17 protein-coding genes, 1 tRNA gene and 1 other RNA gene are annotated in these 20141 nt (G+C 66.6%); 6 read left to right on the forward strand and 13 right to left on the reverse strand.

From position 1 onward, the window contains the following. Positions 1-46: 46 nt before the first annotated feature. The 3 genes from purL to purS are packed head-to-tail and all read right to left on the reverse strand — an operon-like array spanning position 47 to position 3379. Entirely contained in the window at positions 47-2356 is a 2310-nt protein-coding gene (purL, locus tag ACETK3_RS07345) for a phosphoribosylformylglycinamidine synthase subunit PurL (protein WP_237429755.1), read from the reverse strand. Further along, positions 2353-3126, reverse strand: coding sequence for a phosphoribosylformylglycinamidine synthase subunit PurQ (gene purQ / locus ACETK3_RS07350; RefSeq protein WP_236821180.1), 774 nt, complete (start codon positions 3124-3126; stop codon positions 2353-2355). Before purQ ends, purL begins: the two co-directional genes overlap by 4 nt. 1 nt (position 3127) lies before the next feature. Beyond that, complete coding sequence (gene purS / locus ACETK3_RS07355; protein ID WP_015935902.1) at positions 3128-3379, reverse strand: phosphoribosylformylglycinamidine synthase subunit PurS; 252 nt, start codon at positions 3377-3379, stop codon at positions 3128-3130. Between the two features lie 269 nt (positions 3380-3648). Here purS and ACETK3_RS07360 point away from each other — a divergent pair, with 269 nt between their 5' ends. Together ACETK3_RS07360 and ACETK3_RS07365 are read left to right on the forward strand one after the other, a co-directional pair. Next, on the forward strand, positions 3649-3834 hold the full coding sequence (locus ACETK3_RS07360) for a hypothetical protein (protein WP_237429756.1): 186 nt from the start codon (positions 3649-3651) through the stop codon (positions 3832-3834). A 249-nt stretch (positions 3835-4083) separates the two neighbouring features. Then, on the forward strand, positions 4084-7215 hold the full coding sequence (locus tag ACETK3_RS07365) for a S8 family serine peptidase (protein ID WP_237429757.1): 3132 nt from the start codon (positions 4084-4086) through the stop codon (positions 7213-7215). A gap of 89 nt (positions 7216-7304) precedes the next feature. On the opposite strand, the gene ACETK3_RS07370 is transcribed toward ACETK3_RS07365, so the two are convergent. From ACETK3_RS07370 to ACETK3_RS07385, 4 genes are all read right to left on the reverse strand, one after another. Next, positions 7305-7637, reverse strand: coding sequence for a serine protease inhibitor (locus tag ACETK3_RS07370; protein WP_237429758.1), 333 nt, complete (start codon positions 7635-7637; stop codon positions 7305-7307). Next, positions 7634-8587: a 3-methyladenine DNA glycosylase gene (locus ACETK3_RS07375; protein ID WP_237429759.1), complete on the reverse strand. Its 954-nt coding sequence runs from the start codon at positions 8585-8587 to the stop codon at positions 7634-7636. The genes ACETK3_RS07370 and ACETK3_RS07375 overlap by 4 nt, the downstream gene beginning before the upstream one ends. After that, positions 8544-9113 (reverse strand): SSI family serine proteinase inhibitor, encoded by a 570-nt coding sequence (locus tag ACETK3_RS07380; protein WP_237429760.1) that lies wholly within the window; start codon positions 9111-9113, stop codon positions 8544-8546. The genes ACETK3_RS07375 and ACETK3_RS07380 overlap by 44 nt, the downstream gene beginning before the upstream one ends. Before the next feature lie 87 nt (positions 9114-9200). Then, positions 9201-9686: a MarR family winged helix-turn-helix transcriptional regulator gene (locus tag ACETK3_RS07385; protein WP_236800945.1), complete on the reverse strand. Its 486-nt coding sequence runs from the start codon at positions 9684-9686 to the stop codon at positions 9201-9203. Between the two features lie 77 nt (positions 9687-9763). Between ACETK3_RS07385 and ACETK3_RS07390 the strand changes: the two genes are divergently transcribed. After that, positions 9764-10006, forward strand: a complete 243-nt coding sequence (locus tag ACETK3_RS07390) for a hypothetical protein (protein WP_236800946.1) — start codon at positions 9764-9766, stop codon at positions 10004-10006. A gap of 117 nt (positions 10007-10123) precedes the next feature. Further along, the gene (locus tag ACETK3_RS07395; RefSeq protein ID WP_236800947.1) at positions 10124-10339 is read left to right on the forward strand and encodes a hypothetical protein; all 216 of its coding nucleotides are present in this window, start codon (positions 10124-10126) and stop codon (positions 10337-10339) included. A gap of 111 nt (positions 10340-10450) precedes the next feature. On the opposite strand, the gene ACETK3_RS07400 is transcribed toward ACETK3_RS07395, so the two are convergent. The 5 genes from ACETK3_RS07400 to ACETK3_RS07420 all read right to left on the reverse strand — a co-directional run bounded on the left by ACETK3_RS07400 (position 10451) and on the right by ACETK3_RS07420 (position 16714). Then, entirely contained in the window at positions 10451-11809 is a 1359-nt protein-coding gene (locus tag ACETK3_RS07400) for an aspartate kinase (RefSeq protein WP_236800948.1), read from the reverse strand. Positions 11810-12020: 211 nt separating this feature from the next. Beyond that, positions 12021-12620, reverse strand: a complete 600-nt coding sequence (gene recR, locus ACETK3_RS07405) for a recombination mediator RecR (RefSeq protein ID WP_236800949.1) — start codon at positions 12618-12620, stop codon at positions 12021-12023. Between the two features lie 76 nt (positions 12621-12696). Next, complete coding sequence (locus ACETK3_RS07410) at positions 12697-16227, reverse strand: DNA polymerase III subunit gamma and tau (RefSeq protein WP_373462152.1); 3531 nt, start codon at positions 16225-16227, stop codon at positions 12697-12699. A 21-nt stretch (positions 16228-16248) separates the two neighbouring features. Continuing rightward, an RNA gene (ffs, locus tag ACETK3_RS07415) (signal recognition particle sRNA small type) lies at positions 16249-16345 on the reverse strand. Between the two features lie 45 nt (positions 16346-16390). Continuing rightward, entirely contained in the window at positions 16391-16714 is a 324-nt protein-coding gene (locus tag ACETK3_RS07420; protein ID WP_237429762.1) for a hypothetical protein, read from the reverse strand. Between the two features lie 331 nt (positions 16715-17045). Between ACETK3_RS07420 and ACETK3_RS07425 the strand changes: the two genes are divergently transcribed. Then, positions 17046-17130: transfer RNA gene (locus tag ACETK3_RS07425), tRNA-Ser, on the forward strand. A gap of 114 nt (positions 17131-17244) precedes the next feature. Here the strand turns inward: ACETK3_RS07425 and ACETK3_RS07430 are convergent. Beyond that, complete coding sequence (locus tag ACETK3_RS07430; protein WP_237429763.1) at positions 17245-18180, reverse strand: oxygenase MpaB family protein; 936 nt, start codon at positions 18178-18180, stop codon at positions 17245-17247. A 187-nt stretch (positions 18181-18367) separates the two neighbouring features. Between ACETK3_RS07430 and ACETK3_RS07435 the strand changes: the two genes are divergently transcribed. Continuing rightward, on the forward strand, positions 18368-20140 hold the full coding sequence (locus ACETK3_RS07435; RefSeq protein WP_306968744.1) for a M23 family metallopeptidase: 1773 nt from the start codon (positions 18368-18370) through the stop codon (positions 20138-20140). The last annotated feature ends 1 nt before the right edge of the window (position 20141 follow it).

The raw sequence follows: 20141 nt of genomic DNA on the forward strand, positions 1-20141 counted from the left end.
AAAACGACAAGTACGCAGCAATCGATGGGTGGGGAGGCGGGGGAGGTCAGCCGAAGTACTTCGGCAGGGTCCCCTCGTGGGCTTCGCGGAGGGCGTCCAGGGACAGGCCCTCCACACCGTTGATCTCCAGTTTGCCGCTGGCGGCGTCCACCACGCCGATGCGGGTGTGGGCGAAGCCGCGGGCGGTGCACATGTCCGTGAAGCGGACTTCCTCGGAGCGGGGAACCCCTACAACGGCACGGCCCTGGGACTCGGAGAAGAGCGCCGTGAACAGGTCCACGCCGTCCCGGTCCATGATGTCCTGCAGGGCGATCCGGGCACCGACGCCGTAGCGCAGCGAGGACTCCACGAGGGCGGCCGCGAGGCCGCCTTCGGACAGGTCGTGCGCGGCGTCGATCATGCCGTCGCGGGATGCATTGATCAGGATCTCACCCAGTGCGCGCTCGGCCTCGAGGTCGACCTTCGGCGGCTGGCCGCCCAGGTGGCCGCGCATGTTGGCCCATTCGGAACCATCCAGCTCGGCACCCGTGGTGCCCAGCAGGTAGATGGCCTGGCCGTCCTCGCGCCAGCCTGACGGCGTGCGGCGCGCGACGTCGTCGAGCTTGCCCAGGACTGCCACCACGGGGGAGGGGTGGATGGGCGTGGTGCCTGTCTGGTTGTACAGCGAGACGTTGCCGCCGGTGACCGGGATGCCCAGCACCATGCAGGCGTCGGACAGGCCGCGGATGGCCTCGGCCAGCTGCCACATGACGTCAGGGTCCTCGGGGGAGCCAAAGTTCAGGCAGTCGCTGACGGCCATGGGGATGGCGCCCGCGGTGGCAACGTTCCGGTACGCCTCGGCCAGCGCCAGCTGTGCGCCGTGGTACGGATCCAGGTAGGTGTATCGGCCGTTGGCGTCGGTGGCCAGGGCCACACCCAGCCCGGTTTCCTCATCGACGCGGACCACGCCGGCGTCATCCGGGAACGCCATGGAGGTGTTGCCGCCCACATACCGGTCGTACTGGTTGGTGATCCAGGACTTGGAGCACATGTTCGGCGATGCCACGAGCTCCGTGACGGCCTTGGCGAGTTCGGCCGGAGCCGCCGGGCGGCCGGCGTCCTGCACTGAACCGGTGAAGGTGTCGGCCTGGACGGCGTCCTGCCACTCGGGGCGGGCGTATGGGCGGTCGTAGACCGGGCCGTCGTGCGCCACGGTGCGGGGATCGACGTCGACAATCACGTCGCCTTCCCAGGTGATGATGAGGCGGCCGGTGTCAGTGACCTCGCCCAGCCAGGAGTACTCCACGGCCCACTTGTCCATGACGGCCTCGAACGCTTCCACGTTCTCCGGGGTAACCACGGCCATCATGCGTTCCTGCGACTCGGACATCAGGATCTCGCCCGGGGTCAGCGTGGGGTCGCGCAGCAGGACGGAGGTCAGTTCCACCTGCATGCCGCCGTCGCCATTGGATGCGAGTTCTGACGTGGCGCAGGAGATGCCTGCCGCGCCCAGGTCCTGGATACCCTCCACCAAGGAGCCCTTGAAGAGCTCCAGGCAGCACTCAATGAGGACCTTCTCGGCGAACGGGTCGCCCACCTGGACGGCGGGGCGCTTGGACGGCTTGGTGTCGTCGAAGGACTCGGAGGCCAGAACGGACGCGCCGCCAATCCCGTCGCCACCCGTGCGGGCACCGAACAGGACCACCTTGTTGCCCTTGCCTGACGCGTTGGCCAGGCGGATGTCCTCATGGCGCATGACGCCCACGGCCAGGGCGTTGACCAGCGGGTTGCCCTGGTAAACGGAGTCGAACACCATCTCGCCGCCGATGTTGGGCAGGCCCAGGGAGTTGCCGTAGCCGCCGATGCCGGCCACGGCTCCATGCATGACGCGGGCGGTATCCGGGTGGTCGATGGCGCCGAAGCGCAGCGGATCCATGACGGCCACGGGGCGGGCACCCATGGAGATGATGTCGCGGACGATTCCGCCGATGCCGGTCGCGGCACCCTGGTAAGGCTCAACGAACGACGGCGAGTTGTGCGATTCGATCTTGAAGGTCACGGCCCAGCCGTCCCCCAGGTTGGTCACGCCGGCGTTTTCGCCGATGCCCACCAGCATGTCCTTCTTCATTTCCTCGGTGACCTTCTGGCCGAACTGGCGCAGGTGGTTCTTGGAGGACTTGTAGGAGCAGTGCTCGCTCCACATGACGGAGTACATGGCCAGCTCGGCGCCGGTGGGGCGGCGGCCCAGGACCTTGACGATTTCGTCGAACTCGTTCTGCTTCAGGCCCAGCTCGGCCCAGGGCAGCTCGGTGTCCGGGGTCTTGGCAGCGTTCTCGACGGTGTCGATATTGAACTTCTTGGTGGTTTCGGTGGTCACTTGTCGCCTCCCACAATCTTGTTCAGTACTGAGGTGAAGAAGCCCAGGCCATCGGTGTCGGAACCACCGATGCCATCGAGCGACTCGGGTCCGAAGCCCGGCTCCACGGCGTGTTCGGGGTGCGGCATGAGGCCCACCACGTTGCCGGCCGCGTTGGAGATGCCGGCGATGTCGCGGCGGGACCCGTTCGGGTTGAAGCCGACGTAGCGGAACACCACGCGGCCCTCGGCCTCAAGGGCGTCCAGCGTCTTCTCATCCGCGATGTACTGGCCGTCCTGGTTCTTCAGCGGGATGGTGATTTCCTGCCCCGCCTGGTAATCCAGGGTCCAGGCCGTGTTGCTGTTCTCCACGCGGAGTACCTGGTCGCGGCAGAGGAATTTCAGGTGGTCGTTCTTGATCATCGAACCGGGCAGCAGGTGCGACTCGGTGAGGATCTGGAATCCGTTGCAGATGCCGAGGACGGGCAGCTTGGCGTCAGAGTTTGCGGCGTCGATGATCTTTGACATCAGCGGTGCGAAGCGGGCAATGGCGCCGGCCCGGAGGTAGTCGCCATAGGAGAATCCACCGGGGATGATGACGGCGTCCACGTCGCCAAGTTCGGCGTCGCCATGCCAAAGTTCGACGGCGGTGGCACCGGCCAGGCGGACGGCGCGGGCAGCATCCCGGTCGTCCAGGGTGCCGGGGAAGGTAACGACGCCGATCCGGGCGCCAGCGAGGCGCGGCTCCGCCGCGACGGCGACAGCCTCGCCGATCAGGGGAAGTTCACTCATCTCAGGCCTCGACGACCTCGACGTTGACGACGTCTTCGATCACGGGATTGGACAGGAGGGTTTCTGCGGCATCGCGGGCCTGGGCCAGGATTTCCTCGGTCACCTCGCCGTCGACCGTCAGTTCGAAGCGCTTGCCCTGGCGGACAGAGCTGAAGCTGGTGAAGCCCAGCCGGGGGAGAGCGCCAACGATTGCCTTCCCCTGCGGGTCCAGAATCTCGGGCTTGGGCATGACGTCAACAACGATCCGGGGCATCCGGTAACTCCTGTGCGTGAGCTTGGGTAAGGGCGCAGCGGAGTGGTGCCGTCTCACGCCGTACCGGGGTGTTGGGGACAAGGGGTCACCTGCATTGGTTCACCATGAGGTCGGGCGCTCCGCGAGCTTGCCCTATCATTCTACCGGCCCGGGCGCGTCCCTTTGCATTCGGCGGATTGGGGGGCAGGAACGCCGCGTGGGGCGCCGGATCCCGCTCCGCGGCCAAGGGTGGTCTGGAGTTGCCCGAAGGCCTTCATTAGGATTGCTGGATGGCTGAGAATTCAAAGTCCGTGTTGTTGCCCATGGTTGCCGCGGCGGTGTTCGCCGGCCTGGGCAGGATGGTCTTCCAGAAGATCAAGGCGGACAGATTGGCCCGCGAGACGCGGATGGCCGGCCCGGTGGATGAAAAGACCAGGCAGTGGATCAGCGAGGTGGTGCGGACTCCGCGCCACTAGTCCGCCTCCCGGCTCCTAACTCGTCAGGGCGTCCTTCGGGGCGCCCATTTTCATGCGCAGGGACTGGCAGTACAACGCGTGTGACAAGCGAAAATTTTTCAAATGTGCTCTATGTCATATCCCGCTCTCAGTCTGTACTCTGTGAACAGTCTGGTCTCAGCAAATTACAAAACCTGTAATTCCCTCTGCAGTGCCAGTCGTTCGGGGCCGCCCACCAAGTCTGGGCGGCACATCGTGAAAGGGTTGCACGTGAAATCAACTGGAAAGAGCCCCTTGCGGGCTGGGGGACTCCGGAAGGCGGCCGCGCTGGCCGTCGGGTTGCCCCTTATCCTCAGCTCGCTGGCTGTGGGGCCCGCTTCGGCGGCCCCTGGCGGCCAGGATGGGGGGAATGCTTCCTCCAGCGCAAAGGACAGTCAGTTCAAGGACGGCCGGTACATCGTGGTGCTGGCCGGACCCGCTGCTGCCGCGTATGAAGGGGGAACTGCCGGGCTGGGTGCAACCAAGCCCCAGCAAGGCAGGAAGCTCGACGCCGGCAGCCCCAACTACAAGGCCTACGACGCCCACCTGCGTAAGCAGCAGCGTGATGTTGCGGCCGCCCAGGGAGTCACTCCGGCCAAGCAGTACACCGCAGCCCTGAACGGGTTCAGTGCGGAGCTGACCGCGGCGCAGGCTTCGGCGTTGTCCAAGGACAGTCGCGTCCTGGTGGTCGCACCGGATGTTGAAAACAAGCCGGACTACACCACCACCGACTTCCTCAAGCTCACCGGTCCCGATGGTTCCTGGGCCACGCAGTTCGGTGGACAAGCCAACGCCGGCAAGGGCGTGGTGGTGGGCGTCATCGACTCCGGCTACGCACCCGACAACCCCTTCCTGCAGGGCGAAGCGCTGAAGCCGCTGCAGGGCAGCCCGCAGGTCGGTGTCCCCTATCGCACCGCTGACGGCAAGATCGCCATGCTCAAGGCAGACGGCACCACCTTCGAGGGTGAATGCCAAAAGGGTGAGGGGACCGGGGCAGGCTTCGACGGATCGCTCTGCAACTCCAAGGTCATCGGTGCCCGCTACTTCGCCGATTCCTTCCTTCAGTACGTTGCACCGGGGAACCGGGCCCCGGAAGAGCAGATCTCCCCCGTGGACGTCGGCAGCCACGGCACCCACACCGCCACCACGGCAGCCGGCAACGCCAACATCGAGCAGGTCATTGACGGGGCCAGCTTCGGCAAGAGTTCAGGTGTTGCCCCGGCCGCCAAGGTCTCCGTGTACAAGGTCTGCTGGGAGGACACCAATCCGGACACCGGCGGCTGCTACTCCTCGGCTTCGGTTGAGGCTGTGGAAGCAGCCATCAAGGACGGCGTCGACGTCCTGAACTACTCCATTTCGGGAAACAACAACAGCACCACCGATCCTGTCGCGCTGGCCTTCCTGAACGCCGCAGCCGCAGGAATTTTCGTCTCGGCTTCCGCTGGAAACTCCGGCCCCACGGCCTCCACCGTGAACCACGCGTCGCCGTGGCTGACCACGGTGGCTGCTTCCACCTTCCCCAGCGACCTGCAGGGCACAGTCGAGGTATCCGACGGCTCGCTGTACCGCGGCGCCTCCATCATGAAGTCCGAGGTGGCTGACAAGCCAGTTGTTGTCGCCGCTGCAGCCGCCGCTCCCGGCGCCGCGAATCCCAACCTGTGCGGTCCGGGAACCCTTGACGCCGCAAAGGTGGCCGGAAAGGTCGTGGTCTGCGACCGCGGCGTGGTGGACCGGACTGCCAAGAGCAAGGAGGTTATGGACAAGGGCGGCGTGGGCATGATCCTGGTGAACCTCACCAGCAGCTCCGAGGACGCGGACAACCACGTCATCCCCACGGTCCACGTCAACGCCCCCAAGAGCCTGGAACTGAAGTCCAAGCTGGAAGCCAACCCGGCGCTGACCGTCAGCCTGGTCAAGGGCGACCTGACGGGTCTGCCCCCTGCTCCGGCGCCCCAGATCGCAGGCTTCTCGTCACGCGGACCCACCCTCGCCTCAGGCGGTGACCTGCTGAAGCCGGACATCTCCGCCCCGGGCGTCAACGTCCTGGCCGGGGTCTCCACCATCGGCAACCACGGTGACCAGTTCGGATTCATGTCCGGCACTTCGATGGCCGCACCGCACATCGCCGGTTTCGGCGCCCTGGTCCTGGGCAAGCAGCCCAAGTGGACCCCCGCCATGGTCAAGTCCGCCATGATGACCACGGCCTACCCGCTGGTCAATGCCGATGGCTCGCCCAACACCGACCCGTTCCAAGGCGGTGCCGGGCACATCGATTCCACCCGGGTCCTCGACCCCGGCCTGGTGTACGACTCCGGCATCCAGGACTGGCTCGGCTTCCTCAACGGCCAGGGCGTGGACACCGGCGCTCCGCAGGCAGGATCCATCGCTGCCCGCGACCTCAACGTTCCCTCCATTGCCCTGGGCAGTCTGGTGGGGGAGGTCCAGGTGAAGCGCAAGCTGACTGCGCTGGTGCCGGGCATGTACCGGCCCGAGGTGAACATGCCTGGCTTCAACGTCAATGTGGAACCCAAGGCCCTGAACTTCGCCAAAGCGGGCCAGACCCGCGAAGTGACCGTGACCATCCGCAACGTCAGTGCACCCGTGGGCAAGTTCAGCACCGGAAGCCTCACCTGGAAGGGTCCGCGGACGGTGAGCTCACCGATCGCAGTCCGCCCGGTTGATGCCCAGATTGCCCCTTCGTTCTCGTTCAGCTCCCCCACTGGCACCGGCAGCGGCACCATGGAACTGGTGTCCGGGTCGGACAGCCCCATCGCCGTGGGTGTGGAGGGTCTTGCACCGCTGAGCCAGACCGCCATCACCAAGACGCCGGGCGAGTACGCGCCGACCAATGACGCGCACAACGCCCTGCTCCAGGTGAAGGTGCCCGCCGGCGCCTCGTTTGCCCGGCTGGGCATCCAGGCGCAGTCGAACGACGTCGACTGGGACATGGTGGTCTACGCACCCAACGGTTCCGGCGGGCTGACCGCCACCCAGGTGGCCACGGCATCTGCCAGTGAATTCCTGGACATCGAATCACCGCGCGCCGGAACCTACTACGTGGTGGCCAACCTGTATGCCACACCGGACAACGGGCCGGCCACTGCTTCGGTGCAGGCGGTGAGCTTCGCCGGTGACGCGGGGAACCTTACGGTGAACCCGAACCCCATCGTGGCACCGAACGGAACCGCCACCTCGGCCACGCTGAACTGGACTGGACTCGCGGAAGGCTCCTACCTCTCACGGCTGAGCCTTGGCAGCAACGGCATCAAGACCTGGGTGAACGTCCAGGTGGGATCCGGCTCTGCCCCGGCCCCCGCCGGGGCTCCCCAGCTTGGCCTGGCCCAGGCGGTACCCGCCACCTGACGGGGTAGACATGGGGGGAGGTCCCGGGTGGTCGTCAGGCCGCCCGGGACCTTTTTCCGTTCCCGCGGCTTCTTCCGTTGCCGGGGTAGCTAGGTGGCCGTGCCGCCCAGCAAAGGGGCCATGGCTTTCCAACGTGCGATTTCGCACCCATCTGTGCGGGTGAAGGTGGAGTGCACGCTGCGCCCCCGGAATGTCCCGGTGACCACGGCTACCTGCGGGCCGCCGTACTGCTGGGTGCACAGCTTGGGCGGTCCGGGCTTGGGGAAGAAGATGTCCTCGCCGAAGCGCTCCACGGCTGCCAGGGCCGCCCCTGGATCCGGCAGGGTGGTCCCTGGATCGGGGTGGCCATCGTTGGCCAGCAGGCGGAATACGTGTTCGGGAGCTTCCGGGTCCTCCCGGATGCTGATGGTCAAATCGATCACCGGGATACCCCTTCTGCCGTGGCCCCAAGCTCCGCCGCGAGCCTGTTCCGCAGGGTCCCCGCTTCCGCTGCAAATGCCCGCTGGTGCTCGACGTAGGCGGCTTTGCCCTGGGGCGTCTCGATGGCAATGGCAGGGTACCCCCAGTCGGCCAAATCGTAGGGGGACGCCTGCATGTCCATGGCCCTGATCCGCCATGACAGTTCAAAGCAGTCCATGACCAGCTCGCTGGACAGTGCAGGCAGTAGTTTGTAAGCCCACTTGTAAAGGTCCATATTGGCGTGGAGGCAGCCCGGTTGCTCCAGGTGCCGCTGGGTTTCCCGGCTGGGGGAATGTTCATTGAGCGGGATGGCGTCCGGAGTGTAGAAGCGGAACGCGTCGAAGTGGGTGCAGCGGATCCTGTTGTCCTCCACCACCTTGTCGGTGCCGGCCGCTCCGAGACGGAGCTGCAGGTACTCATGCCGGAGGTCGAACTTATCCTGGCGGTAGACCATGGCCCACTCGTGCAGGCCGAAGCAGCCAAACTGGGCGGGCCTGGCGGCAGTGCCGCGAAGGATGATGCCGGCAAAGGCCACTGCTTCCCGGCGGTCGTCGAGGAAGGCGCTCCGGTCGAAGGTGACCGCGGTGCTGCCTGCAGCCAGCCCCAGGGAGGCGAGCTCGCCGTCGTCGAGCTTCCGGTAATGCTTCCAGCCAACCCGTGTGGTGGCCTGGCTGCCGGTGAGGACCGTACCGGCACCTGGGTGCCAGCGCTTCAGCTGGCCCGGTTTTTGGGTGTAGTAGGTGAAGAGGAAATCCTCCACGGGATGTTTTTGCCCGGCGGACCGGCGGGCCAGGTAGGGATCGGCATAGCGGCTGACACGCTGCACGTGGGCCTCCTCCCGGTCCCGCGCACAGTCCGCAGCCAGGAGCTTAAGAGGCTCCACCGGCCGCGCCCAAAACGTCCTTGGCGGCATCCCAGGCACTGATTTCACATCCATTGGTCCGGGCGAAGGATGAATCGACGGCGACTCCGTCCACCACGCCCGTAATGGTCGCCTTCTGCGGCCCGCCGTACTGCTGCGTACAGGCCTGGGAGCCGGACGGTTTCGACGGAGCCAGGATATCCGGATTTGCCTTGATTGCCGCGCAGGCGGCAGCGGCATTGGGATGGCTGCTTTCCGCGGCCGGCGTCCCCGAGCTGCAGACCAGGGTGTAGTCGACCTCCGCTGCGCCCTGGGCCGGCACCACGGTGATTGCCAGTTCGGCGTTCCCTTGCCCAGGTCCGGCGCTTGGCCGCGATGTGGCGGGGGCAGGGGCCGCTACCGAGGTTTCAGTGTCAGGGGAGGGGGTGGCAGAGCCAGCGGCAGAGCTGGAGGAGCTGCCCGGATTGGTCGAAGGTGCTGTGGACGCGGACGTGCCGCTGTCAGGGGTACCACTGCAACCGGAGACCAGCCCAGCGGTCACGGCCAGGAAGACTGCGAGTGTCCGAATATTGCGCATCAGTCCACCTCTCGTTCGTCCCGTAATTCTAGTCGCTTGACCGGGTGTCGGCAGTCCCCGGCAGGACCTCGCTCGGTTCGACTGGGGTCACTGCGAGGTGGCAGCGATGAGCCCCATCATCGAGGCATGCAGTTCAGTGACCTGTTCGCGGGTGAGCCCCAGCCGTTCCATCATGGTTCCCGGGACCTGCAGTGCCTGTTCCCGCAGGGCCGCCCCCTTGGGAGTCAGTTCGACGGCGAGTGCACGCTCGTTCCCCTCGGCCCGCCGCCGTGTGATCAGATCCGCTGCTTCCAGCCGGCGGAGCAGTGGAGAAATGGTGGCCGGTTCCTGCGCGAGCGCCTCACTGATGTTCCGCACTGTCCGTGGGCTGTCTTCCCACAGGCAGAGCATCACCAGGTACTGCGGATGGGTGAGGTTGAGCTTTTCCAGTACCGGTTTATAGGCCCCCACCACGCTCCGGGCAGCCACCGTGAGGGCAAAGCAGAGCTGGTGTTCCAGCAGCAGGTCTTCCTCTTGGACCCCTGCCGCTGCCGCGTCTGTCGCTATTGCTTCCGTCGCCGTTGTGGCGGTCATGGCCCCTCCAACTGTTAGTGCACTAATCATTAGTGTACATTTAATGGAGGTAGAGGGTGAGTGGAAGGAACTTCTTCATGGGTAGGAACAAGTCCGCGGACAAGGGCAACGCCTCCCAGCGCTTCATGCGCGTCACAGGAAAGCTGCGGGCAGTCTTCGGACCCGCCAGCCGCACCGCCCTGGGGCACGACATGACTGAAGAGAACCGCAGGCTGCTTGCCCAGCGCCAGGCGGAGACCCAGCAATGGGAAACCATCACCAGGGCGGACGGCAGCACCTACGTCGTCCCAAAGAACCCTGAAGACCGCTCCCTGCGCTAGAAGTTCCGCGCCGTCGACTGCGGCGCCTTTTTCACTGCCCGGGCTTAAAATAAGGGCACTGGCTCCCGCCGGAGCCGGCTGCACTTTCGCCCGAGGCTCGGGAAGGGGGTGGATACAGTGGCACATGTCCTCAGCGGCTTCATGAGCCTGACTGAGAGGCTCCGCTTCGTCTTCGGTCCCGCCACCCGACTGGATACCGATGCGCCGGTGGTGCACAAGCACGATGAATTCGAACAGGCCTCCGAAGAGGAACTTACGCACTTCGTGGTCGAAACCGACTCCAACGGACACCATTACGCCGTGCGCCGCGAAGACCTGGAACGCGGGAGCTGATTCTTCCCGGCACGCTCCGCTGATACCTGGAAGCCCAGAGCACCAAAAAGCCGGGCTGCCTTCCCCTTGGCAAACCCAGGGAAGGCAGCCCGGCTTTTTGCCGGCGCGGCTCTAGCGGCCGGTGCCGCCGTAGACCGTGGCTTCGCTTTCGGTATCGAGTCCGAACGCTTTGTGGATGACGCGCACGGCCTCGTCGAGCAGGTCGGCGTGGGTCACCACGGAGATCCGGATTTCGGACGTGGAGATCATGTTGATGTTGATGCCGGCATCGGACAGCGCCTTGAAGAAGGTGGCGGAAACGCCCGGGTGGGACCGCATGCCGGCGCCGATCAGGGACAGCTTGCCGATCTTCTCGTTGTATTCGATGGCCTCGAAACCGATCTGGTCCTGCGCGGCGTGAAGGGCAGCCAGGGCGTCGGCGCCTTCAATGATGGGAAGCGTGAAGGAGATGTCGGTCTTGCCGGTGCCGTGGGTGGAGACGTTCTGCACGATCATGTCGATGTTCGAGTGCGCGTCGGCGATGACCTGGAAGATCGCGGCGGCCTTGCCGGGGATATCGGGGACGCCGACTACGGTGACCTTCGCTTCGGAACGGTCGTGCGCAACGCCGGAGATGATTGGCTGCTCCAAGGCAACTCCCTCTTGAGTGGTGATCTTGTCGTCGGCGCTGGGGATGACCCAGGTGCCTTCATGCTGGCTGAATGAGGAACGGACGTGCAGCGGCACACCGAACCGGCGCGCGTACTCAACGCACCGCAGGTGGAGGATCTTGGCGCCCGAGGCAGCGAGTTCCAGCATCTCTTCGCTGGAGATGGTGTCGATCTTCTGTGCCGACGGGACAACACGCGGGTCGGCGGTGAAGATGCCGTCCACGTCGGTGTAGATCTCGCAAACATCAGCTTCAAGGGCTGCGGCCAGCGCCACTGCTGTGGTGTCGGAGCCGCCGCGGCCCAGAGTGGTGATCTCGTGGGTGGTGCGGCTCATCCCCTGGAAGCCGGCCACGATGGCGATGTTGCCCTTGTCCAGGGCGGTACGGATGCGGTGCGGGTCGACGTCGATAATCCGGGCCTTGCCGTGGATTCCGTCGGTGATCATGCCCGCCTGGGACCCGGTAAAGGACTGGGCGGAGGCGCCGAGCTTGTTGATGGCCATGGCCAGCAGCGCCATGGAGATGCGTTCGCCGGCCGAAAGGAGCATGTCCATTTCGCGGGCGGGCGCGGAGTCGGTGACCTCGGCGGCGAGGTCAAGGAGTTCGTCCGTGGTGTCGCCCATTGCCGAGACAACCACCACTACCTCGTTGCCGGCCTGCTGGGCAGCCACCACCCGGGCGGCGACGCGCTTAATCCCTGCAGCGTCCGCAACGGAGGAGCCGCCGAATTTCTGCACAATGAGCTGCTTGGTCACCGCGCCGGCGGCGGGAGCTGCCTGCGGCTGTGTTGCGTTGTGCACTTCGGTGGTGGGCGTACTCATGCGCGTACCTTCGTTGGGTCAATTGGAGTTCTGGGAGGCCAGGCGGCCCGGGCGCCGGGTGGGCGCGGCATTCCTTGGGACAGTTTATCGCCGTGCCCGGAGGGACGTTTAATTGTGACCACATACCGGCCACGGAACATGGTGGCGTCGGCTCGGGAAGGCGGCGGCTCCAGGTTGGATGATGTACGACGGCGGATGGCGGCCCGGTGCGTCAGCCCAGGGCGTTGCGGCGGCCTTCGAACGCCCGGCCCAAAGTGACCTCGTCGGCGTATTCCAGGTCGCCGCCCACGGGTAGGCCGGAGGCAAGGCGGGTGACGGCAATGCCGATGGTCTTCAGCATGCGGGCCAGGTACGTGGCTGTTGCCTCACCCTCGAGGTTGGGGTCGGTGGCGATGATGACTTCCTGGATCTCGCCGTCGTTCAAACGGGTGAGCAGTTCGCGGATCCGCAGTTGGTCCGGTCCCACACCGGCAATGGGATTGATGGCGCCGCCCAGCACGTGGTACCGGCCGCGGAACGACCGGGTGCGCTCCACTGCCAGCACGTCCTTGGACTCCTCCACCACGCAGATTACAGCGGGATCACGGCGCGGGTCGCGGCAGATGTTGCACAGCTCCTGCTCCGTGACGTTGCCGCAGACCGTGCAGAACTTGACCCGTTCCTTGACGGTGGTGATGGCCTCCACCAATCGCTTCATGTCCTGGGGATCAGCTTCAAGGATGTGGAACGCCAGCCGCTGCGCGGACTTGGGTCCCACCCCCGGAAGGCGTCCGAGCTCATCGATCAGCTCCTGGACAGCACCTTCGTACACGTTTCCCTCTTCAGATTGGTATGGATGCGGGTGGATCGGTCACGGGTTGTGGCTGCCGGGGCAGCCTTGCCCAGGGTCAATAGCGTGGCGGAACAGGGCTGCCGTCCAGGGACCGCTCTTCAATCAGCTTGCCACCCAGGATGCGCTCCACAGCCGCCCGGCCGAACACACCCGACTCCTCAATGGTTTCGTCATCGGCGCTTGGGATGTCCTGGACATAGGCACTGGGAGCGGCGGTTGCCCTGGCGGGCGCCTTGGCACGACCGGCCTCAGCTTCCGGACTGCTTGAAAGCCGCTGGTACAGGCTTTGCCGTGTTTCGGTTCTTCCGGCGGCCGGGGCAGTTGCAGGCGCTTGTGGGCGCGCCGGTGCAGCGGGTGTAACAGTGGCGGGTGCAACAGTGGCTGGCGAAACCGTGGCGGGCGCAGCGGAGGCCATGGCGTATTCGGGTACCGGGGCGGGCTCCGGTGACGACGCCTGGTAGCTTTCCGTGGCGGAGGCCGGGTGGCCGTTGCCGGAAACTGACCCCGGATCCCAGCCGTGCCCTGGCGTGGCAGCAGGCAGCGGGGCCACGGGAATCGAGGGCGGCACCTGGGCCGTTGCCGGCGCGTAGTGCGGAACGGTGGCCTGTGCTCCGATGTTGTCGCTGCCGGAGGCGGCTACGGGTTTGGCACCCACGTTGCTCTTGTCTCCCACAACCCAGACGCCGGGAGCCTGCTCCACGGCCCGCGTCCATGGATCGTGCGGCACGCCGGCCGGCTCAGCGGAGGGGTTCGCGGACTGGGGGGCGGCACTGTCCGCGCGCGGAGCGACGGCCGAACTTCCGTGGGCCCGCGTACCAGCCCCCTGGCCGTCGGCAGGCGGGCGGCCGCCGGGTGCAGGGGAGGACGGGGCGCTGCGGTTGGCAGGACCCCCGGAGGGCTCCCAGTCCATGGGAGGTTCCTCGTCCAGCGGGGGAGCGTCCTCGTCCCGGGGCGGTCCCCAGTCATCATCGGAGTAGGAGTAGTCACCGCCGGTTGACGAGTGCGGGGACTGGCCGGGGTAAGGGCCGGAGGCGCCACGTGGGGTTTCCGGCCTCCCGGCCGCCGCCTGGACGGGTTCAGGGGCCTGCTGGCCGCGGCCGTTCACACCCTGTGGCGGATCTGTTTCAGCGATGTCGCCCGCAGCGGGCGTGCCCTTCGGTGCGGCCGTTGCCGGGCTGGCGGCAACGGCAGAGCTCCCGGAACTTCCGCTAATGGCGGAGGTACCGGCAGTGGGGGAACCACCGGAACGTTCACTTGGTTGGGCTGCCGGGCCGTCCGGAGTTCCGGGGGCGGTCCTGGACGTGGTCGAAGGGGCCGGCGCCTGCTGGAACGTTGAGGCAGGGGCCTGTGCCGGTGAGGCCGGTTGGACGGGCGAGGCAGGGGCCTGTGCCGGTGACGCCGGTTGGACGGGCGAGGCAGGGGCCTGTGCCGGTGAGGCCGATTGGGCCGGCGCAGGAGCCAGACCCCAGGCAATGTCAGCTGAAGTGGCCGGAACCACCGGGCTGGCGGGCACTTTTGGGTTTGGCTCAGAGCTCGCCTGGCTGGCGCCACCGGCAACGGCGTGGATCTGGCAGTCAAGGCCAACGGTCCTGTGGATGGCCTGGCGAAGGTTGTCGGAGTGGTCTGCCCGGCCGAAGGCGCCTGCAAGTCCGGACGTGGTGAAAGCCAAGGTGAGGACGCTGCCGTCGAACGCGCTTACCTGCGCATTGGGCTCAACAAGCGCCCAGGTGCTGCGCTTGATCTTGGACAGTGCCTGCAGGACGTCCGGCCACGCCCTGCGGAGGACCTCCACATCACCCATGGCCGGGGGGCCGGCGGGTGCTGTCCTGCCCGGTGCAGCCTGCTGCGGCGCGGGTGCCTGGCTGCCCGGGGCCTGGGGCGTGGCGGGCGCATTGGAAGCCTGCCCGGGTGCCGCCCAGTGATCCTGTGGCTCGGACGCTGGGCCTGCATGCGGCGAAGCGTTCGCGTCCGGCACTGCGTGGTTGGAAGCTGCAGTCCCGGAGCCCTGCTGCGTCCGGGCCGGGGCGGGTTCCTCCACAGGCCAGTCGCTGGTGCTGACCCTTGGCGGTGTAAGCGGGCTCCGCGGTGCTTCGGCGGCGGGGGGGCTCTGGCTGCCGGCCGCGTGTGCGGCAGACGCAGCGGGCCTGGACGGAGTGGTCGGCTCTTCGGCCGGTTGCGCGGCAGGGCTGGTCGGCGCCTGCTCGCGGCCCGCTTCAGGGCTGGCTTGCTCCGGGGCAGGGCGGGGACCGGCTGATGACGTGCCGGAAGCCGCGGCAGGAGTTCCAGCAGGGGCTGCCGCCGTTGCTGCCTCTGCCGGGCCTGCCTGAACTGAAGCGGCTGCTGGTACTGCCGGGGCTGCGTCGGCGGGAGCTCCGCCGTCGTTCCCTGCGTAGTTCAGCCGCCGCTCCACACGGTCGATCCGTGCAGCCATGCCGCGTTCGTTCTGCTCAGAGCTGGGCAGCAGGATCCGGGCACACAGCAGTTCCAGGTGCAGCCGCGGCGACGTGGCGCCGGTCATCTCCGTCAAAGCGGTATTGGTGACATCTGCGGCGCGGGAAAGTTCCGCGGCGCCGAGGTTGTGGGCCTGGTTCTGCAGCCGTGCGATCTGGTCGGCCGGCATCCCGCGAAGGATGGCGTGGGCGCTTTCGGGCATTGCCTGGACAATGATCAGGTCGCGGAAGCGCTCCAGCAGGTCCTCCACGAACCGGCGAGGATCGTGGCCGGTCTGGATGACCCGGTCCACGGCACGGAAGACGGTGGCGGAATCGGAGGCGGCGATGGCCTCCACGACGTCGTCCAGCAGTGAGGCGTGGGTGTATCCCAGCAGCGCGACGGCAAGTTCGTAGTCGAGGCCGTTGGGCCCTGCGCCTGCCATGAGCTGATCCAGGACCGAGAGCGAGTCACGGACGGAGCCGCCGCCAGCCCGGATGACGAGTGACAGCACGCCCGGGGCAACGGGGACGCTTTCCTGGCGGCACAGGAGCTCGAGGTACGCCATCAGCGGCTCAGGCGGCACCAACCGGAACGGGTAGTGATGGGTCCGGGACCGGATGGTGCCGATGACCTTGTCCGGCTCCGTGGTGGCGAAGATGAACTTGATGTGTTCCGGCGGCTCTTCCACGATCTTCAGCAGGGCGTTGAACCCGGCAGAGGTGACCATGTGGGCTTCGTCGATGATGAAGATCTTGTAGCGGTCGCGTACGGGGGCGAAGGTGGCCCGCTCGCGGAGGTCCCGTGCGTCGTCGACTCCACCATGGCTCGCGGCGTCGATCTCGATGACGTCGAGGGAGCCGGAGCCGCCCCGTGCCAGCTCGATGCAGCTGGGGCAGGTTCCGCAGGGGGTGTCGGTGGGACCCTGAGCGCAGTTGAGGCAGCGGGCAAGGATGCGGGCGGACGTGGTCTTTCCGCAGCCCCTGGGGCCGGAAAAAAGGTAGGCGTGGTTGACCCGGTTCTTCCGCAAAGCCGTCATGAGCGGCTCGGTGACGTGCTCCTGCCCGATAACGTCAGCGAACGAGTCGGGACGGTATCTGCGGTACAGGGCGGTAGTAACTGTCACAGAGAAAACCCTACCAATCCGGGCTGACATCATGCCGCCCTGTGGGGGAATAGTAAAGACCCCCCATGCACCCGCCAGAGCCCGTCTACCCTTGCTACCTTCCGGTCCTGGGGGAGTTCAACAGGATGACGCCACATGAGGGGCCGTCAGATACTTTACCCGAACATGTGGCCCGACTCGAATCGGGTTCCCGTCACCGCCAGCCTTCCACGCGCCAGGTCATGAAGGCGGGCTCCTCGTACGGGTGCGCGGCACGCAAAGCAGCCACGACGGCGGCCAGCACCTGCTCATCGACCACGCACTCGATGCGTTCCTCGGTAACTACTTCAGGGGTGCCTGGCCGTCCAAGGAAGGGTCGGGCGCCTTCTTGCGGTGTGAACCTCCCGGTCCCCGGCGTGACGAAAGAGCAGTGGGAGTAATTGCCCAAGCGGCCAGCTCCAGCGTCGCCGATGGCATCCAGAACCTCCCGGGTGTGGGACGTGGGGACGTAAACCACCAGTGCATGCAGCTCTGCCATGGCCCCTATCCTGCCCGATGCCGCAAGGGGCCGAACACTTCGCGCATTCCATTGCTTATCCCCGCCGCAGCCGCGATCATTGGAACGTACACCGATTGGGGCAATCTCAAGGTTGTGAGCTGCGTGGCCTGGTTGGACGGGACGGACCCGGCAGCTCAACGGTGCACCAGGGAATGGGCGCATTGGGGGCGTCCATTTTCAGATTAAAGACACCGACAGAAGTCTCCGCGGTGTGCGGACGCCGACGCCCCAAAGCTGCTCCGGACGGGCCAATTGGGCGATGCGGAAAAGTTCAGGTAATCTGGTACCTGCTTTTGATTCAGAAGCAGATGGAGAATTCGCCTAGCGGCCTATGGCGCACGCCTGGAACGCGTGTTGGGTTAACGCCCTCGGGGGTTCAAATCCCCCATTCTCCGCCGGTCAAGAACCCGGTCCCAGCAAACGTTGGGGCCGGGTTCTTGCTTTTCGCCGTCGTCGGCACTCTTTACCCGGCCTTTTTCATGTCGCCGGCCTTGTCGGCGAAGGCTCGCTTACGCCAGGTTCGCCGACGGCTCCCCGAGCCGTGTCAGGCGCTGCCTCGCGGCGATTTCACTCGGACCCATGCGCCGGCCAATGCCGCCCAGGGCGAGGTGTACGACGCCGAGCACCACCTTCGTGGCCAGCCTCACCGGAAGGGGAAAGGGGCCCAGCCGTGGTACAGAAAGCCCCAGCATCTCGCGGTACCGGGGTTCCAAGCTGTATACGGCGCCGGTAAACAGGATGCGGTAGCCGGGCCTCAGCAGGGGATGGAGCGGAGCTTTGCGGAGGAACTGCACGGTTTCCTCCACCCGTCCGTCTGCCCTCAGCTGGCCCTGCGCGTACCACCGATCCAGTTGGCTGCGCATCTCCGCTTCAGTCGTCGGCGGGTTTTCCACCCCCATCATCCGGCCCGCTTGTGCCCACTCCCGGACGTAGGCGTCGGCGCCGCCGGGAATGGGGCCGCCCCAGATCTTGTGGGCTGCGAGGAAGCCGTCCGTGAAGGCGATGTGGATCCAGCCGGCGAGTGCCGGATCGTTGGCACTGTAGGTGCGCTGGCCGCCGTTGTTGTCCTGGTAGCTGCCCTGGACCGGCTCGTGGAGGTGGCGGACACGCCGTGTTGCCTCCTCCGCCGCGGCAGTGGATCCGTACGTCACCGTGAAGATCCAGCGGATGGTGTTGGCCAGCCGGCGCAGGGGGTCATCACGGAAGTTGGAGTGCTCGTGAACGCCCGCCAAGGCGCCCGGATGCAGCGACTGCATGAGCAGCGTGCGGATGCCTCCCACGATGGGCGTCATGGAGCCGTGTACAGCCCAGACCGCTGAACCGGGCAGGTGGTAGCCGGCGTCGTCGCCTTCGGCCAGGCGCACCGACCACTCCGGCGGGGCGTCGGCCTTGCCTGAAAAGGTCTTTTTGACTTCGTCCCGCCATGTACGAAGGACATTGCGCATGAACCATTGTTGCCCATTCCGGCCCGGACAGCAGTGCTCATGGCTTCAAGCGCAGATCCGCATCCCCTAAGGCCCGATAAAAAACCCGTAATGCCCCGGCCCGGGGTTTCCACCTTTGAGGTCCTGTGGTCCCATGGGACATACCGTCGAGACAACGTGCGGCAGGCCACGTCGTGGAGTCAGTCAATTGGCGAAGAAATCCGTGTCCGGCAGCAGGAAGCCGGAGCAGCGAACGTTTCCCCCCGTTGCCCGCGCCGCCGCCGCTGCAGGTGTGATGGCCGCGTCTGTTTACGCCGTCAACCTTTCCGCCGCAGAACCGGGACAGCTGGCAGGGTCCGTGGCGCCTGCCGGAGTCAATCCGGGTGTTGCCGCTCCCTTCGGAACCCCGGACGCCGGCACGGGCCAAAAGGTGCAACGGCAATCAGCTCCGCCGGCATCGGACCAGGTTGTTGCGGGCGCACTTCCGCCTGCCATCCTGTCCAATCCGCAGGTCACCCTGGCGTTCCCGCACACCTCGATTGGAGGTGCCGACCAGGTGGGACCGGGGGCCCTGACCTTGGGACCCGCCGGTGCGGGCAGGCCGTTGGCCGGCTTCCTGATGTCACCGCTCCAGTCCCTTGACGCCAGTTCGCCTTACGGTCTCCGGGTCAGCCCGCTCAGCGGGACAGCGGGGGACTTCCATTTGGGCCAGGACTACGCAGCGGCCTGCGGCACGCCCGTCTACGCCGCCGATTCAGGTGTTGTGCGGGCCGCGGGCTGGCATCCTTGGGGCGGCGGCAACCGGATAGAGATCGACCACGGGGACGGCCTCATCACCACCTACAACCACCTTGAGTCCATCGGCGTGCGTACCGGCGACACGGTGAAGGTGGGCCAGGTTGTTGCACGCGTGGGCACCACGGGATGGTCCACGGGCTGCCACCTGCATTTTGAGGCCATCCTCAACGGCCGCTACACCAACCCCCTGCGGTGGAGCTTCCTCCAGCTCCGCGCGCTGGGCCAGGTTCCGGCCGACATGGTGTCGTTCGCGCCGGGGCAGGGGACCTCCACCGGCACGATCAGCTGGACCATTCCCCTCCAAGTGGACCCGGGCGATGGATCGCCCGCGGCCGGGCTGCTCCCGTCGCCATTCCCGCCGCTCCTGCCACGTGTTCCGAACCCGCTGCCGTCCGAACCTACGGGTATTGTTCTCCCGCCTCCCAGCGCGCAAAGGACGACGTCGGCCCCACCACCGCCCGAACCTTCCGGAGGTGCCGTGCCGCCTTCGTCCGGCCCGGCACCCAGCGGACCGCCGGCTGCTGAGCCAGCCCCGGCGCCGTCGCCCACTTCGCCGAGTCCGTCGCCGTCGCCCGCAGAGCCAGCCAACCCGACTCCTACGCCTACTGAGCCTGCACCCACGGGGCCGGTGCCGAGTGACCCTGCCCCGACTGAGCCGGTACCGAGTGAGCCTGCCCCGACTGAGCCGGTACCGAGTGAGCCTGCGCCTAGTGAGCCGGCCCCGTCCGAACCTGTTCCCGCGCCGGATGAACCGGACCCGATCGAGCCTGCGCCGACTGAGCCTGCGCCCATCGAACCGGTACCTAGTGAGCCGGCCCCGTCCGAGCCGGCACCCACGGATCCTGTTCCATTGCCCACCGAACCTGCCCCCATCGAGCCCGCGCCTATCGAGCCCGCGCCCATCGAACCTGCACCCATCGAACCTGCACCTATCGAGCCCGCGCCTATCGAGCCCGCGCCTATCGAGCCCGCGCCCATCGAACCTGCACCCATCGAACCGGCGCCCATCGAACCCGCGCCCATCGAACCTGTTCCGCCGCCGCCGGAACCGGCACCGGCACCGCAGCCAAGCGAACCCCTGCCAACGGCGCCCGCACCTGAGCCGGCGCCGACGACGGTGGCGCCTGCGCCAAGCCCCACGCCCTCGTTGACTGGACCTGCACCAACAACGCCGCCCGCCTAAG

This window comes from Arthrobacter sp. E44 (genome assembly GCF_041877125.1).
GTDB lineage: Bacteria > Actinomycetota > Actinomycetes > Actinomycetales > Micrococcaceae > Arthrobacter.